The sequence below is a fragment of the Streptomyces sp. NPDC050610 genome, assembly GCF_040654875.1.
Taxonomy (GTDB): Bacteria; Actinomycetota; Actinomycetes; order Streptomycetales; family Streptomycetaceae; genus Streptomyces.
This window is the reverse complement of sequence record NZ_JBFAIV010000038.1, coordinates 1-15095: the sequence shown is the minus strand read 5'-3', so window position 1 is coordinate 15095 and position 15095 is coordinate 1. Positions and strand designations below refer to the sequence as shown.

The 15095-nt window shown below is 74.1% G+C and carries 14 protein-coding genes; 13 read left to right on the top strand and 1 reads right to left on the bottom strand.

The features are described from left to right. The first annotated feature begins 4 nt into the window (after window positions 1–4). Both AB0I22_RS33170 and AB0I22_RS33165 read left to right on the top strand, forming a co-directional pair. Window positions 5–892, top strand: coding sequence for an alpha/beta fold hydrolase (locus tag AB0I22_RS33170; protein WP_363134706.1), 888 nt, complete (start codon window positions 5–7; stop codon window positions 890–892). A 128-nt stretch (window positions 893–1020) separates the two neighbouring features. After that, window positions 1021–1236, top strand: a complete 216-nt coding sequence (locus tag AB0I22_RS33165; protein ID WP_363134705.1) for a hypothetical protein — start codon at window positions 1021–1023, stop codon at window positions 1234–1236. Between the two features lie 51 nt (window positions 1237–1287). Here AB0I22_RS33165 and AB0I22_RS33160 read toward each other — a convergent pair whose 3' ends face one another. After that, window positions 1288–1611 (bottom strand): nuclear transport factor 2 family protein, encoded by a 324-nt coding sequence (locus AB0I22_RS33160; protein ID WP_363134704.1) that lies wholly within the window; start codon window positions 1609–1611, stop codon window positions 1288–1290. Between the two features lie 249 nt (window positions 1612–1860). Between AB0I22_RS33160 and AB0I22_RS33155 the strand changes: the two genes are divergently transcribed. From AB0I22_RS33155 to AB0I22_RS33105, 11 genes are all read left to right on the top strand, one after another. Beyond that, the gene (locus AB0I22_RS33155; protein WP_363134703.1) at window positions 1861–3297 is read left to right on the top strand and encodes an MFS transporter; all 1437 of its coding nucleotides are present in this window, start codon (window positions 1861–1863) and stop codon (window positions 3295–3297) included. 81 nt (window positions 3298–3378) lie between these two features. Then, entirely contained in the window at window positions 3379–4098 is a 720-nt protein-coding gene (locus AB0I22_RS33150) for a GntR family transcriptional regulator (protein ID WP_363134702.1), read from the top strand. Window positions 4099–4409: 311 nt separating this feature from the next. Then, window positions 4410–5000: a hypothetical protein gene (locus AB0I22_RS33145; protein WP_363134701.1), complete on the top strand. Its 591-nt coding sequence runs from the start codon at window positions 4410–4412 to the stop codon at window positions 4998–5000. Next, on the top strand, window positions 4997–5608 hold the full coding sequence (locus AB0I22_RS33140) for a thiamine pyrophosphate-dependent enzyme (RefSeq protein ID WP_363134700.1): 612 nt from the start codon (window positions 4997–4999) through the stop codon (window positions 5606–5608). The genes AB0I22_RS33145 and AB0I22_RS33140 overlap by 4 nt, the downstream gene beginning before the upstream one ends. Continuing rightward, window positions 5605–6984: an aldehyde dehydrogenase family protein gene (locus tag AB0I22_RS33135; protein WP_363134699.1), complete on the top strand. Its 1380-nt coding sequence runs from the start codon at window positions 5605–5607 to the stop codon at window positions 6982–6984. Before AB0I22_RS33140 ends, AB0I22_RS33135 begins: the two co-directional genes overlap by 4 nt. 34 nt (window positions 6985–7018) lie before the next feature. Next, window positions 7019–8164, top strand: a complete 1146-nt coding sequence (locus AB0I22_RS33130) for a mandelate racemase/muconate lactonizing enzyme family protein (protein WP_363134698.1) — start codon at window positions 7019–7021, stop codon at window positions 8162–8164. A 75-nt stretch (window positions 8165–8239) separates the two neighbouring features. After that, complete coding sequence (locus AB0I22_RS33125) at window positions 8240–8917, top strand: class I SAM-dependent methyltransferase (RefSeq protein ID WP_363134697.1); 678 nt, start codon at window positions 8240–8242, stop codon at window positions 8915–8917. Between the two features lie 33 nt (window positions 8918–8950). Further along, window positions 8951–9307 carry a hypothetical protein gene (locus AB0I22_RS33120; protein ID WP_363134696.1) on the top strand — a complete coding sequence of 119 codons (357 nt, stop codon included), beginning with the start codon at window positions 8951–8953 and terminating at the stop codon, window positions 9305–9307. A 4-nt stretch (window positions 9308–9311) separates the two neighbouring features. Beyond that, on the top strand, window positions 9312–10937 hold the full coding sequence (locus AB0I22_RS33115) for a carboxyl transferase domain-containing protein (RefSeq protein WP_363134695.1): 1626 nt from the start codon (window positions 9312–9314) through the stop codon (window positions 10935–10937). A gap of 751 nt (window positions 10938–11688) precedes the next feature. Next, a complete protein-coding gene (locus AB0I22_RS33110; RefSeq protein WP_363134694.1) occupies window positions 11689–12924 on the top strand; it encodes a siderophore biosynthesis protein in 1236 nt (411 codons plus the stop codon). Beyond that, window positions 12921–14762, top strand: coding sequence for an IucA/IucC family protein (locus AB0I22_RS33105; RefSeq protein ID WP_363134693.1), 1842 nt, complete (start codon window positions 12921–12923; stop codon window positions 14760–14762). Before AB0I22_RS33110 ends, AB0I22_RS33105 begins: the two co-directional genes overlap by 4 nt. Window positions 14763–15095: the final 333 nt, after the last annotated feature.

Genomic DNA, 15095 nt, shown 5'->3' with positions numbered 1-15095 from the left:
CCATATGAAGCTGACCTTGGGACGCGCCCGCGGGCCGCTGTCCGCGCTCGCCCTGACGCTCGCCGCCATCGCCGCGTTCGTGACGCCGGCCGGCGCGGCCACCGCGCCGTCCGCCGCTGAGGGAGCCCGTACCGCCGCCGTCGGCCGCGGCTGGAACGACTACTCCTGCAAGCCCTCCGCCGCCCATCCCCGCCCCGTCGTCCTCGTGCACGGCACCTTCGGCAACTCCGTCGACAACTGGCTCGGCCTCGCCCCCTACCTGGTGGCGCGCGGCTACTGCGTCTTCTCCTTCGACTACGGCCAACTGCCCGGCGTCCCGCTCTTCCACGGCCTCGGCCCGATCGCGGACTCGGCGAAGCAGTTGTCCGCGTACGTGGACAGAGTGCTGGCCGCCACCGGCGCGCCCAAGACCGACCTGGTCGGGCACTCGCAGGGCGGCATGATGCCGCGTCAGTACCTGAGGTTCCTGGGCGGCGCGGCCAAGGTGGGCGCGCTCGTCGGCATCGCCCCCGACAACCACGGCACGACGCTCAACGGCCTCACCAAGCTGCTGGACTACTTCCCGGGCGCGGCCGACGCGATCCACGGCGCCACCCCCGGCCTCACCGACCAGGTCGCCGGGTCCGACTTCCTGAACCGCCTCAACGCGGGCGGCGACACCGTGCCGGGCGTGCGCTACACCGTCATCGCGAGCAAGTACGACGAGGTCGTCACGCCGTACCGCTCGCAGTTCCTGAACGGCCCGGACGTCCACAACGTCCTGCTCCAGAGCCTGTGTCCGGTCGACCTGTCCGAACACCTCGCGATCGGCCTGACGGACCGGCTGGCCTTCCACGAGACGGCCAACGCCCTCGACCCGGCCCACGCGACGCCGACCACCTGCTTCTCCTGAAGCCTTTCCCGAAGCCTTTCCCGAAGCCACGGCAGACGGATGGTTTCTGCTGCCGCTCTCGCTCGTTGAGCCCTAGCTGATCTTGTTCAGCGGGATACGGGATATACGAGACGACAGAGGAGAACACCATGCGCAGAATGAGTGCCGCCCTGGCCCTGGCCATCGCCGTCGGCGGGCTCGGCGCGTCGGCGGCGGCCGCCCAGGCCGCCGCCCCGCAGGGACCGCCGTTCCCCTACGCGGACTGCCTCAAGGCGACCGCGAAGAAGGGCGAGAGCCCGGCGCAGGCGAAGTGGCACTGCGACCAGCTGGTCAAGAAGGGCTGGGTCAAGCAGCCGAACCGCTGACCTGCCGCGCTCCGGGGCCGTTCCGCTTTCGCGGGGCGGCCCCGGCCGTTGTCACGCCTGCCCGGTCTCGAAGCGGCCGACCTTGCCGTCGTCGACGGTGAAGACCCAGCGGGTGCGCATGGCGCCCCAGGTGTCGTTGCTGTAGAGCGCGGTCAGCGAGCGCCCGCCGTCCGCCTCGGACTCCACCTCCATGCGGCCGTGCGAGGAGAAGATCTCCCGGTCCGCCCACTCGCCCAGGGCGCGGTCGGTACCGTCGTCGGACATGGTCGCGCCGGGGGCGAGCGCCGCCCGGAACGCCTGCTGGTCGTTGGCGTTGAGGGCGGTGACGAAGGCCCGTACGGCCGGGTCGGACAGGCTGTCGGCGGCGATGCTCACGGAAGACCCCTTCGCTGGCGCGGGCGCGCGGACGCGCACGGCGGTTCCCCGAGGCTCTTCAGACTCACACCGGGCCGGCGGCCCCGCAACCGCGTGCCCTCGGGCCGGTCGCGCGTGCTCTGCCGGAAGGCTTGTGGGGACCCATATCGCTAAGTAGCATGCCACGCTATCTGATTGGTATTTCACGTAATGACAGTGGCCTCCCATCGGCTTGCCGTGGGCGTTGTCAGCGTGGATCAGGAGGCCTCAATGACATGGATGACACGGGCGGCACGGGCGGCACGGGCGGCAAGGGTGTCCGGTCCGCCGCAGGACGATCCGCTGCGGGCGCGCACCGTGCGCAGAATGACCCGCCGGATCGTCCCGCTCCTCGTGGTCGCGTACGCCGTGAGCCATCTCGACCGGATCAACATCAGCTTCGCGAAGTTCGGCCTGGAGCAGACCTACGGCATGAGCGGCTCCCAGTACGGGTTCGCCGCGGGGATCTTCTTCGTCGGCTACGTACTCGCCGAGATCCCCAGCAACCTCATCCTGGCCAAGGTCGGCGCCCGGTTCTGGATCAGCCGGATCATGGTGTCCTGGGGCATCGTCGCCGCGTGCATCGGCTTCGCGCCCAACGTGGAGACCGTCTACGTCCTGCGGTTCGTGCTCGGAGTCGCGGAGGCCGGGTTCTTCCCCGGCATCCTGCTGTACCTCACCCGCTGGTTCCCCAACAAGGAACGCACCAGGGTGGTCTCGACCGTCATGATCGCGATCCCGCTGGCCGGCGTCATCGGCAACCCCCTCGACGGCTGGATACTCTCCGCCTTCGACGGCGCGCTCGGGCTCGAAGGGTGGCGCTGGATCTTCCTGGTGGGCGGCGTCCCCGCGGTCATCCTGGGCGTGGTCTTCTTCGCCACCGTCACCGAACGCCCCGCCGACGCCCGCTGGCTCAGCCGACAGGAGCGCGACTGGCTGGTCTCGACGCTGGCGGCGGAGGAGCGCGAACGCGCCGCGACGGCCCCGGCCGGACACCGCGCCGTCTTCCGGGACAAGAAGGTCATCGCGCTCACCGCCGTCTACTTCCTGCTGATGTGCGGCGCGTACCCGCTGACGTACTGGATGCCCTCGGTGGTCAAGGACGTAGGGAAGTCGCTGAGCGACGTCGAGGTCGGCTGGGTGTCGGCCGTGCCCTTCCTGATGGCCGCGCTCTGCATGTACTTCGGCGCCCGGCTGGTCCGGGACGAGCGCTCGCCGAAACCGGTGGTCATCGCGCTCAGCGTCTCCGTCGTGGCCTTCATCGTCACCGCGCTCACGATGGGGACGCCCGCGCTCGCCTTCGTCGCCATCAGCGTCGCGACGATGGCGGCGCAGACGGCCAAGCCGCTGTTCTGGTCCCTGCCGACGGCGTTCCTGGCCGGAGCCGGGGCCGCGAGCGGCATCGCCCTCATCAACTCGCTCGGCAACGCGGCCGGGTTCATCAGCCCCTTCGCCGTGGGCTGGATCCAGGACGCCTCCGGCGGCGACGACGGCCTGTCGATGACCGTGATGATCCTCGCCAACATCCTGGCGCTGGCCGTCCTCGCCGCCCTGGCGCGCTCCGCCCGCCGCCGGCGCCGCGCGAGCGCCCCGCCGGGGGAGACGGACGGCGGGCGACAAGGGGAGGAGACGTCCCCCGCCGCACCGGAATCCCGGGCGATCGGGTAGCGGTTATCCTGGGGCCCCGGTCGTGGGCCAGGCGGGCCGGGACTTGTGCACACGGTCGCTCGGCCGGTATCGGGGAATGTCTTGACGTCAGACGGACGGGCCGACAGCAAGGCCGAGCAGATCGCGGCGGAGATCCGCGACGCGATCAGGCTCGGCAAGCTCCAGCGCGGACTGCTCTACTCCTCACGGGAGCTGGGCGAGCGCTTCGGCGCCTCCCGCACCCCCGTGCGCGAGGCCCTGCTGAAACTCGCGGACCTCGGCCTCGTCAGAATCGAACGCAACCGGGGCGCCCGGGTGCTGGGCCCGGACGGGCGCGGCATCGTCGAACTGTGCAGCCTGCGCGTGCTGCTGGAGCCGCCCGCCTGCCGCAGCGCCGCCGCCGTCATGACCAGCCGCGACGACGAGGCCATGGCCGCCGAGCTGGCGATCATGGAGGAGCGGGCGGACGGCGGCCCCGAGTACTTCGCCGCCGACGAGCGGCTGCACGACCTGATCATGCGCGCGAGCGGAAACCTGCGGCTCGCCAAGTTCGTCGCCGAGCTGCGGCAGACCCTGGCCCTGGACGGGCGGCACAGCGTTCCCGAATTCCAGCCGGTGGACACCGCGCTGAAGGACCACGGCGCCGTCGTGGAGGCGCTGCGCCGACGGGACGGCGCGGCCGCCGAGCGGGCCATGCGCAGGCATATCGTGCGCTCCGCGGATCTGCTGGTGGCCAACAGCAGCGAGGACAGCTGGGGTCTCGTCGCGGAGTGGCGGCGCTGGCTGGAGATCGCGGCGCCGGCCGGCGGCGAGGGTACGTAAGGCTCGCGGGGCTCGTGAGACCCGTAGGGCTCGTAAGGTCCGTAGGGCTGGTGGGGCTTGTAGCGTCCCGAGCCGCCCGTACCGCTCGTAGCGTCCACGACGCTCGTAATGAGCTGACCGCGCGCGGAATCGGACCTCAAGAAGGCTGAACAGGCCCCCGGTGCAAGGCCGCTGGGGCCGGCCCGCGCTCTGCGTGAGTGTTGCATGCTACTCAAAAGCAGTAGTACGTTACCTCTCATTGGTGATCAGCCACTGCCATGCGGCACGGCGGCGGTGGCTCCTCAAGACGGAAGAGACGGAAGGGGCATCCCTTGTCCTCACCCCCACCCACCTACGCGGCCTCGATCGCCGCCGGCATCTGGGCCTCCGGCGCCGATCTCGTCGGCTACGTCCCATCGGTCAGCGTCGCCCCGGTCATCACCGCGCTGACCGAGACCGAGACCGAGACCGACACTGACACCGGCAGTGGAATCGGCAGTGAAATCGGCGGCGACGACCGCCCCGGCCGGGTCTTCCCGCTCTCCCGCGAGGAAGAGGCCATGGGCGTACTCGGCGCCCTGCCGCTGGCGGGCAAGTTCGGGGCGATCGTCATGCAGGACAACGGGTTCGGCAACGCGCTGACCGCCCTCACCACGTTCAACGCCGCCTACCACCTGCCGCTGCTGATCGTGGCCAACACGCGCGGCGGGCTCGGCGAGTACAACTCGATGATCCACTCGCTCTGCCAGCACGTGCCCGGGCTGCTCGACCGGCTCGGCGTGCGCGTCTTCGAACTCGACCGGCGCAGCGGGCCCGACGACTGGCAGGCGGTCGTCGCCGAGGCCGGGACGCACGCCCGGATGACCTACCGGCCGGTCGTCGTCCTCGCACACTTCTGGGCCACCGACGGAAAGGGGGCATGAGCGTGAAACGCGTCGAAGCACTGGAGATCGTGGCCGGGCCCACGTCCGACCTGCCGGTCGTCGTGACCTGCGCGGCCAGCAGCCGCGAACTGGCCGCCGTCGCGGGCGGCCCCAACCACCTGTATCTGCTGGACGCGATGGGGCTCGCGGGCTCGGTCGCCACGGGGCTCGCCCTGGCCCTCGCCGACACGCCCGTACGGCGGGTGGTGGCCGTCGAGGGCGACGGCTCGCTGCTGATGAACCCCAACGTCCTGCCCACCGGCGGCTATCTGCGGCCAGAGAAACTGCTGATGGTCCTCCTCGACAACGGCGTCTACGGCGCCACCGCCGACCTCCCCACCTACGCCGGCCGCGTGGACCTCGGCGGCCTCGCCGAGGCGGCCGGCTGGACGGTGCGCCGCGCGGGCGACCCCGACGGACTGCGTACCGAACTCGCCGGGGCCCTCGCCGACGAGGGGCCCGTACTCCTGCACGTACGCATCGTCCCGGGCAACGCGGCCGGCGTCCCCAAGCTGCTGGAGGACCCCGTCGTCCTCGGGCGCCGCTTCCAGGACTGGCTGGCCGCGCAGACCGGCGAGGCGTCGGCCGGCCGGGAGGGCGCGCGATGAAGGAGATCACCACCGTCAACCCCGCCGACGGGCAGGCCATCGCCGCCTACCCGCTCACCACGGAGCGCGAGCTGGACGCGGCGCTCGACGCCGCGGTCGCCGCGGTCCGCGACCGGCGCGGCGAGCCGGCCGACGAGCGGGCGGCGCGGCTGCGGGCGATGGCCGCGCGGCTGCGCCTCGGCGCGGGGGAGTTCGCGTCGCTGATCACCGCCGAGATGGGCAAGCCGCTCGACCAGGCCGCGGCCGAGATCGAGAAGTCCGCCGCGGCCTGCGAGTACTACGCCGACCGCCTCGAAGAGCTGCTCGCGCCCCGGCCCGCCGACGTCGCGCCGGACACCGGCTTCGTCCGGCTCCTGCCGCTCGGCGTGGTGCTGGCCGTCATGCCGTGGAACTACCCGTTCTGGCAGGTGTTCCGCGCCATGATCCCCGCCGTCGCGATCGGCGACGCCGTCGTGCTCAAGCACGCCGACAACGTCACCGGCAGCGCCCGCGCCGTCCAGGGCCTCTTCGACGCGGTGTTCGGGCCGGGGGTGCTCACCGCCGCCGTGCTGCCGCCGCACCGGGTCGGCCCGCTGATCGACGATCCGCGGATCGCGGCGGTCGCGTTCACCGGCAGCAACCGCGTCGGCGCGATCGTCGGCGCCCGCGCCGGGGCGGCGGCCAAGAAGACCGTGCTCGAACTCGGCGGCTCCGACGCCTTCGTCGTGCTCGCCGACGCCGACGTCGACGCCGCCGCCCGCGCCGCCGTACGCTCCCGTTTCCTCAACACCGGCCAGAGCTGCATCGCCGCCAAGCGGCTGATCGTGGAGCGCCCGGCGCGCGACGCGTTCCTGGCGGGCCTGGTGCGTGAACTCGGCCGGCTCGTGGTCGGCGACCCCACCGCCCCCGGTACGGACCTCGGCCCGATGGCCCGTACGGACCTCCGCGACGAACTGCGCCGCCAGCTCGCCGAGACGCTGGCCGGCGGCGCCCGGCTGCTCGCGGGCGGCACGGCCGACGAGCGGCCCGGCGCCTGGTTCACACCGACGCTCGTGGAGGTGGCGGACACCGCGAACACCGCGTTCCGGCAGGAGACCTTCGGGCCGCTCGGCGCGGTCCTCGCCGTGGCCGACGGGCCCGCCGCCGTCGAGGCCGCGAACGCGTCCCGCTACGGCCTGGGCTGCTCGCTCTGGAGCCGCGACCCGGACCGGGCCGAGGCGCTCGCCGCGCGCGTCGAGGCCGGTTCCGTCGCCGTCAACCGGATCTCGGAGTCCGATCCCCGGCTGCCCGTCGGCGGCGTCAAGGCGAGCGGGCACGGCCGGGAGCTCGGCGCGTACGGAGCGGTCGAGTTCGCCAACGTCCAGTCCGTGCGCACCGCCGCCCGCACCCCCGCCTGACCCCCGTACCTCCCCTTCGCGAAGGACACGTTCCATGACGATCACGGACGTCCGTGCCCGCGCCGTCGGCATCCCGGTGGACAAGCCCACCCGCATGTCCAACCGGGCCCTCAACGACCGCCATTACGTACTGGTCGACGTCACCGACGACACCGGCCGCACCGGCACCGGCTACACCTACGCCGGCACCGCCGGCGCCTTTCTGACCAAGGCCGCCGTCGACGACCTCCTCGCGCCGGTCTACCTCGGCGCGGACCAGGACGACAGCACCGGCCTGTGGTCCCGCGCCTACCAGGAGACGCTGCTCGCGGGGCGGCGCGGCGCGGTCGTACGGGCCCTGTCGGCCCTCGACATCGCGCTCTGGGACCTCAAGGCCAAGCGCGCCGGGCTGCCGCTCGCCGCGCTGCTGGGCGGCTCGGCGGCGCCCCAGCCGGCCTACGCGTCGGGCGGCTACTACCGTCCGGACGACGGCGAGTGGACCCGGGCGGTCGCCGACGAGATCGCGTTCAACGCCGCGCAGGGGTTCACCGACCACAAGATCAAGGTCGGCGGGCTCTCCGTCGCCGAGGACGCCCGCCGGGTCGCCGCCGCCACCGCCGCGATCGCCGACCAGGGCGACGGCGGCCGGCTCGCCCTCGACGCCAACAACGCCTACCACTCCGTGCGCGAGGCCCAGGTCGCCATCGAGGCGTTCGAACGCGCCGCCGGGGACGCTCCGCTGTGGTGGTTCGAGGAACCCCTCTCCCCGGAGGCGATCGTGGGCCACGGCGAACTGGCGAGCCGCATCCGCACCCCGGTCGCCACGGGCGAGATCCACCAGACCCGCTGGGAGTTCCGCAGCCTCATCGAGGCGCGGGCCGCCTCCGTCCTCCAGACGGACGCGGGCGTCGTCGGCGGCGTCACCGAGTGGCTGCGGGTCGCGCACACCGCCGACAGCTTCGGCCTCCGGATGGCCCCGCACTGGCACCACAACCTGCACGTCCACCTGACGGCCGCCGTGGCGAACGCCCTCGTCGTCGAGTACTTCGCCGCGGAGAAAGGCATCTACAACTTCGAGACGCTGCTGACGCCGGAGACCCGGCTGACGTACGGCGACGGCCAGGTGTTCGTGCCCGACCGCCCCGGAATCGGCATCGAATTCGACGGGGAGGCCGTCGCCAAGTACGAGATCGGGGTCTGAGTGGTGTCCGGCCCCCGGGCGACGGCCGGGGGCCGGACGGCCGCCCTCAAGCCGGTGGCGATAGGGTCCCCGACCATGACCGAAGCCGACTTCCTGACCTCCACCCGCGCGTCCTACGACGCCTTCGCCGACGACTACGCCGCCTGGCTCCGCACCGAGTTGGAGAGCAAGCCGCTGGAGCGGGGACTGCTCGCCGGGTTCGCCGAGTACGTACGGTCGGCCGGCGCCGGGCCGGTCGCGGACATCGGGTGCGGCACGGGCCGGGTGACGGCGCATCTGCACGGGCTGGGCGTGGACGTGTTCGGCATCGACCTGTCGCCGGGGATGCTCGCGGCGGCCCGGCGGGAGCACCCGGCGCTGCGGTTCGAGGAGGGCTCGATGCTGTCGCTGGACCTGCCGGACGGCGGGCTCGGCGGCGTACTCGCCTGGTATTCGACGATCCATGTGCCCGGGGAGCGGCTGCCGGAGGCGTTCGCCGAGTTCCGGCGGGTGCTGGCGCCGGGTGGCGAGGTGCTGCTCGGCTTCCAGGTCGGGGACGAGTCGCTGCGGCTGGAAGAGGCGTTCGGCCACACCGTGGCGCTCGACTTCAACCGGTGGCAGCCGGACCGCATCGCCGAACTGCTGACGGAGGCCGGGCTGACCGTACGCGCCAAGATGTGGCGCGACCGCGACACCGACAGTGAGTACCCGGAACGGACGCCGCAGGCGTTCGTACTGGCCCGCAAGCCGGCCGGGGGCGGGCAGTCGGGCTGAGCCGGCGGTCGGGCCTCCGCGCCCGGCGGGAACGTGCTGCCGACCGAGTTCGGCAGGAATTCGGCAGGAATTCGGCAGGAAGGCGTCCGGCAGCCGGGCCGCCAGGGCCTGCTGGGTTGCCCGGCTGGTGCGGTACGCGGGCACCACCACTGCGGGCCGCCCCGCACCCCGTACAGCCGCCGGACGCCGGGCGTCAGCTTCGTGCCGGTCGCGGGGCACGGTCCCAGCCGCGTGGTGCTCGCCTGGCGGGCCGGAGAGTTCGACCGGCTGGTCCTCGACCTGATCGACATCGCGGCCGGTGACATAGGGGCCGGTGACATGGGGAGCGGGTCGCCCCGCGCGACCGCGCCCCCTCGGGCCGTCGGCCCCGCCCGGCGCGTGGCAGGGTGATTCCATGACCGCACCGAGCCCCCGCACGCCCGCGCTGGAACTGATCGAAGCCGTCGTGGACCCCGGCAGCTGGCGCTGCTGGGACGAGCCGGCCGGGGCGCTCGGCGAAACACCGGACCCCGCCTACCGGGCGGATCTGCTCGCCGCGCGCGAGCGCACCGGCCTGGACGAGTCCGTGATCACCGGCGAGGGGCGGCTGCGCGGGCGCCGGGTGGCGGTCGTCGCCTGTGAGTTCCGCTTCCTGGCAGGGTCCATCGGCGTGGTGGCGGGGGAGCGGCTCGTACGGGCCGTGGAACGCGCCACGGAGCTGCGGCTGCCGCTGCTGGCCGCCCCGGCGTCCGGGGGCACGCGCATGCAGGAGGGCACCGTCGCCTTCCTCCAGATGGTCAAGGTCACCGCCGCGATCACCGACCACAAGGGTGCCGGACTCCCGTACCTCGTCTACCTCCGCCACCCCACGACGGGCGGCGTCCTGGCCTCCTGGGGCTCCCTCGGCCACCTCACCGCCGCCGAACCCGGCGCCCTGATCGGCTTCCTGGGACCGCGCGTGCACGAGGCCCTGTACGGCGAGCAGTTCCCGGCGGGCGTCCAGGTCGCGGAGCACCTGCTGGCTCACGGCCTCATCGACGCCGTCCTCCCGGCGGGAGAGCTGGCGGCCGTCGCGGCGCGGGCGCTGGACGTCCTGTGCGCGGAAGGGGCGCGGGACGGTGCCGTGGCGGGGGAGGCCGCTGAGCCCGGCGCTCGGCCGGGAGACCCGGTTGGTGAGGCGGGAGGCCCGGCTGGTGTGGCGGGCGAGCCGCGTGATGCGGTGGGCGCGTCGCCCTCCGCCGCCGAGCCGCCGACCATCGCCGAACCGCCCTCCGCCGCCGAGTCGATTCGGCGGTCGCGGTTGCCGGGACGGATCGGTGTCCGGGAGCTGTTGGACGCCGTCGCCGCCGAAGTGACGCCGCTCAGCGGTACGGGCGCGGGGGAGCGGGACCCCGGGCTGCTGCTCGCGCTCGCGCGCGTGGGGTCCGTGCCGTGCGTGGTGCTCGGGCACGAGCGCGGCAGCCGACGCGCGGGCGAGGCCCCGGCGGCCGGGCAGGCGCTCGGGCCCGCCGGGCTGCGGGCGGCGCGGCGGGGCATGCGGATCGCCGCCGAACTCGACCTGCCGCTGCTCACCGTCATCGACACGGCGGGGGCCGCGCTGTCGCGGGAGGCCGAGGAAGGCGGGCTGGCGGGCGAGATCGCGCGGTCGCTCGCCGACCTGGTGACGCTGCCCGCGCCGACGCTGTGCCTGCTGCTGGGGCAGGGCGCGGGCGGCGCCGCGCTGGCGCTGCTGCCCGCCGACCGGGTCGTGGCCGCCCGCCACGCCTGGCTGTCGCCGCTGCCGCCCGAGGGCGCGTCGGCGATCCTGTACCGGACCACGGAACGGGCGTACGAGGTCGCCGCCCGACAGGGCGTACGCTCCGCCGACCTGCTGGCGGGCGGCATCGTGGACCGGGTGGTGGAGGAGGACGAGGGGGCCGATTCCTTCACGGCCCGCCTCGGGGCCGTGCTCGGGGGCGAGTTGGCCGCGCTGCGCGCTCAGGAGCGCGGGGAACGGCTCGCCGCGAGGCGGGCGCGGTACCGCCGGGTGGGGCTGCCGTAGGGGGCGACCGCCGAGTCTGAAGCCGAGCGCCAGGCCGAGGGCGGGGGCGGTCGTCCAGTCGCGCGCGAATCGGTGCATCGGGGGCATACACCTGGGGCAAATTGACAAGGTTAGGTATGCCTAACTTAGTGTCTCTCCTGTGAACCGGACCGATCTCGGAACCGCCCGGCATGCCGCCGTGCGCCCTGCGGCAACTCGCGGGTTCCTCCCGCCGATTGCGGTGCTCGCCGCGCTCGCCGTCCGTACGGGCCCGAGTCCGGCCGCCACCGGCTCACGCACCCCGCAGCCCCCCGCCGCGACCCCGGCGGCACCTGCCCGCGCCGCTGTACGTACGCCCGGCAGGCGCGAAGCGGGCGGTATGCCCGGCCCCGCCGCGCATACGCCCCGCCCAACCGCCCGTACGCCCAAGGGAACCCGGGCGTCCGCCGCGCTCTCCGCGTCCGGCGGAGCCGGAACGTCCGGCGCCGCCCGTACGCCCGCCGTCCGCCGCCCGTACGGTGGTGGAACGCGACCACCCCGCCCCGCCGTCAGCACGCCCGGCGAAGCCCGAACACCCGGCGGCGGAACCCGGACGCCCCAGGCCGACGGCCGCGCGGACGCGACCGGCACCGGCCTCCCGGCGCCCCTGTAGCACGCACCACCCCGGCCCCTCCTCGGCCCCCGGCCCTCCCGCGCCGCCCCTTCAGCCGCACGCACCGAGCCCCCGCGCGCCGCAGGCTGACGCTCCCTTCGCTCGAAAGGCACGCATCCCGTGCGCCTCCACCTTCTCGCTCTCAACCCCACCGACTCCGTCACCGAGGGGTTCCTGCCCGCCGCCGCCCGCCTCGGGCTCGATGTCACGCTGCTCACCGACCAGCCCGACGCCCACCGCGCCGCGTACGACCGGTACGCGGCGGCCGGGGGCGCGCTGCCCGCGCTCGACATCCAGCACTGCGACGTACGCGACTTCCGCGACGTCATCAGCCGCGGCGCCCACCTCGGCCCGGCCGGCGCCGTCTTCACCAACAGCGACCACCTCCAGGCCCAAGCCGCCCTCGCCGCCGACTACTTCGGGCTGCCCGGCAAGGACTGGCGAGCCGCGCTCCGCACCAAGAACAAGGCGCACCTGCGCCGCGCCCTCGCCGCGTCCGGACTCGACGCCGTACGCGCCGCCGAACTCGCCCCCGGCGGCGACCCCGAGGCCGCCCCCGCCGCCATCGCCGCCCACGGCCTGGCCTACCCCTGCGTGCTCAAGCCGCGCGAGGGCGTCGCCAGCGAGGACGTCGTACTGGCCGCCGACGCCGGGGAACTCCGCCGCCACTGCCGGGAGATCGGTGCGCGGCGGCCCGGCGAGGCGCTCGTCGTCGAGGAGTACCTGGCCGGTCCGGTGCACACCCTCGAAACCCTGGGGGACGGCCGGACCCTGCACACCGTCGGCTCGTTCCGCACCGACATGTCCCCGCTCCCGTACTTCATGGAGGAGCGGCTCACCCTGCTCCCCGCACCGCCGCAGCCGCACACCGGCCAGGTGCTCGCCCAGCTCGAAGCCCTCGGCGTCGGGTTCGGGGCCTGCCACACCGAGTACGTCGTCCAGGGCGACCGCGCCCGGCTCATCGAGGTCAACTACCGCGCCATCGGCGACCAGTGCGATCTCGTACTCGCCGACGTGCTCGGCGTCCCCCTCTTCGAACACATCCTCCGCACCCACCTCGGCACCCCGCTCCCCGCCGACCTGGACGCCCGTACCGACGGGCGGGCGCGACTGGAGTACATACGCGCCGAACGCGGCGGACGGCTGGTCGCCGCGCCCGCCGCCAGCGACCGTACGACCCCCGACGGCGTGCGCCTGGACTACCGGCCGCTGCGCGACCTGGGCGAGGACCGTCCGCTGCGCCATACCAACCGCGACTATCTGGGCGTGCTGCGCGCCACCGGCCGAGATCAGGAACGCATCGACCGGGCCGTCGAGGAGTTCCTGGCCGCTCACCGCTGGGAGATCGCCTCATGAGCGCCGCGATGCCCGACATGGGCAGCCCCGCACCCGAGGCCACGGCACCCGACGCCACCGCCCCCGAGACCACCGCCCCCGAGACCACCGCCCCCGACCCCTTCGAGAGCGAGCTCCTCGGCCGGGTCCTCGCCGCCCTCCTCCGCGAGAACGCCTACGGGCTCCGCGCCGCCGCGCACACCGAGCACCGCGCCGACGGCGACTGGCTGCGCCTCGACGTGGCGGGGGAGGCACTGGCGCTGCCCATACGGCCCGACGGGTTCCAGTGCGAGGTCGGGCCGCGCAGGCCCGAACTGGAGACGCCGGGCGGCACCCTCACCGGACTGCGCCCGGTCCTCGCCCGGCTGCGGGAGGCCGCCGAGCCCGAGGACCGGCCCGGATTCGACGCGTTCGCCGTCGAGTGCGACGAGGCGCTCGACGCCATGCGGCTGCACGGCAGAGTGCGGGAGAAGACCACCGCCGCCCTCGCCGACCGCTACGGGCCCGACCCCGCCCGCGACTGGACGGGGCTGCGGGCCACCCTCGCCTACGACACCCTCGCCGCCTTCCGCGACCACCCCGTCTACCCGACCGGACGCGGCCGCTCCGGCCTGACCGAGCCCGAACTGCGCGCCTACGCACCGGAGTTCCACCCCTCCTTCGCGCTGCGCTGGCTCGCCCTGCCGCGCGAGGCGGTACGCGGCGACCCGGCCGCGCTGCCCGCCTGGTGGCCCGCCCCCGGCGACCTCGGCCTGCCCTACCTCGACGCCACCCACCTCGCCCTGCCCGTCCACCCGCTCACCGCCCGGCGCTCCCTCACCGACGCGCTGCGCGCCGCCGGGCTCGACGGCTCCGCGCGCCTCGCCGGCCGGCCCTGGCTGGACGTCCGGCCGACCCTGTCCACCCGCACCGTCGCCGTCGCCGACGACCCCGCCGTACACCTCAAACTCCCGCTCGCCACCGCCACCCTGGGGCTGCGCAACCGCCGCACCATCAAGCCCGGCACCCTCGTGGACGGCGCCACCGGGCAGCGGCTCCTGGAGTCGGTCATCGCCCGGCAGCCGCGCTTCGCCCACTCCGTACTCCTCGCCGACGAGCGCACCCACCTCTCCGCCGGGCACGAACTGCTCGCGGCCCTGGTCCGCCGCTACCCGGCCGGGCTCGACGGCGCCCAGGTGGTGCCCGTCGCCGCGCTCCTGGCGCCCGGCCCCGACGGGACGCTCGTCATCGACGCGCTCGCCGACCGCTACTACGGCGGTTCGCTCACCGCCCTCCTCGACGCCTATCTGACGCTGCTCCTCGACTGGCACACCACCCTCTTCGGCTACGGCATCGCCCTCGAATCGCACCAGCAGAACACCTCCCTGGTGCTCGACGAGGACGACGCCGGCCGCACCCGGCTGCGGCTGCTGCTCAAGGACAACGACGGGCCGCGCGTGCACTCCGTGCGGCTCGCCGCCGTCACCGGCGGCGCCGCCGCCGACCTGTGCGGCTTCGCCGACCGGCGGATACTGGTCGGCGCGGACAAACCCGTCGCCGACGTCTTCGCCACCATCACCGTCCACCTGTGCGCGGGCGCCCTTGCCTTCGGTCTCGCCGACGCCGGCCGCGCGCCCCTGGACGTACTCCTGCGGCAGCTCGCCGACCGGCTCCGCGAGGCCGTGGACCGGCTGGAACACGCCTCCGGGGTGCCGGGCGCGCCCGCGTCCGTCCTGCGCGCCCGTGTGCTCGACGCCGACCGGCTGCCCATAAAGGCGATGGTCACCGCCGGAACCCTGCTCACGAAGGAGCGCTCCGGCGCCGCCGACATCAACAAGTTCTATGTGAGCGGGCCCAACTACCTGCGGACGGCCGGCTGATGACGACGGCTTTACCCGGTCGTCGCGGCGGCTGCACGGGGGATCAGAGGCGGGCGGGGCACGGCCGCACGGGCCTCGTAGCGGTGTCGGCAGGGCGCGGCCGTCCGAGCCTCGCAGCGGCATCGGCGGCGTGTGACCGTCCGAGCCTCGCAGCGGCTCCGGCGGCGCGCAGCCGCCGGGAGTCCATACCCCAGGCCGGGCCCGCCGCCTCCCAAGGCGGGCGGGTCCCGGCCGCCCCCCCCCCCCCCCCCCCCCCCACAACGGAAGAGCGGCGGGGAGGGGAAGAGGGTTTGAAATTGGGGGTAGATATAGGGTGGGGGCGGGTGAATAAAA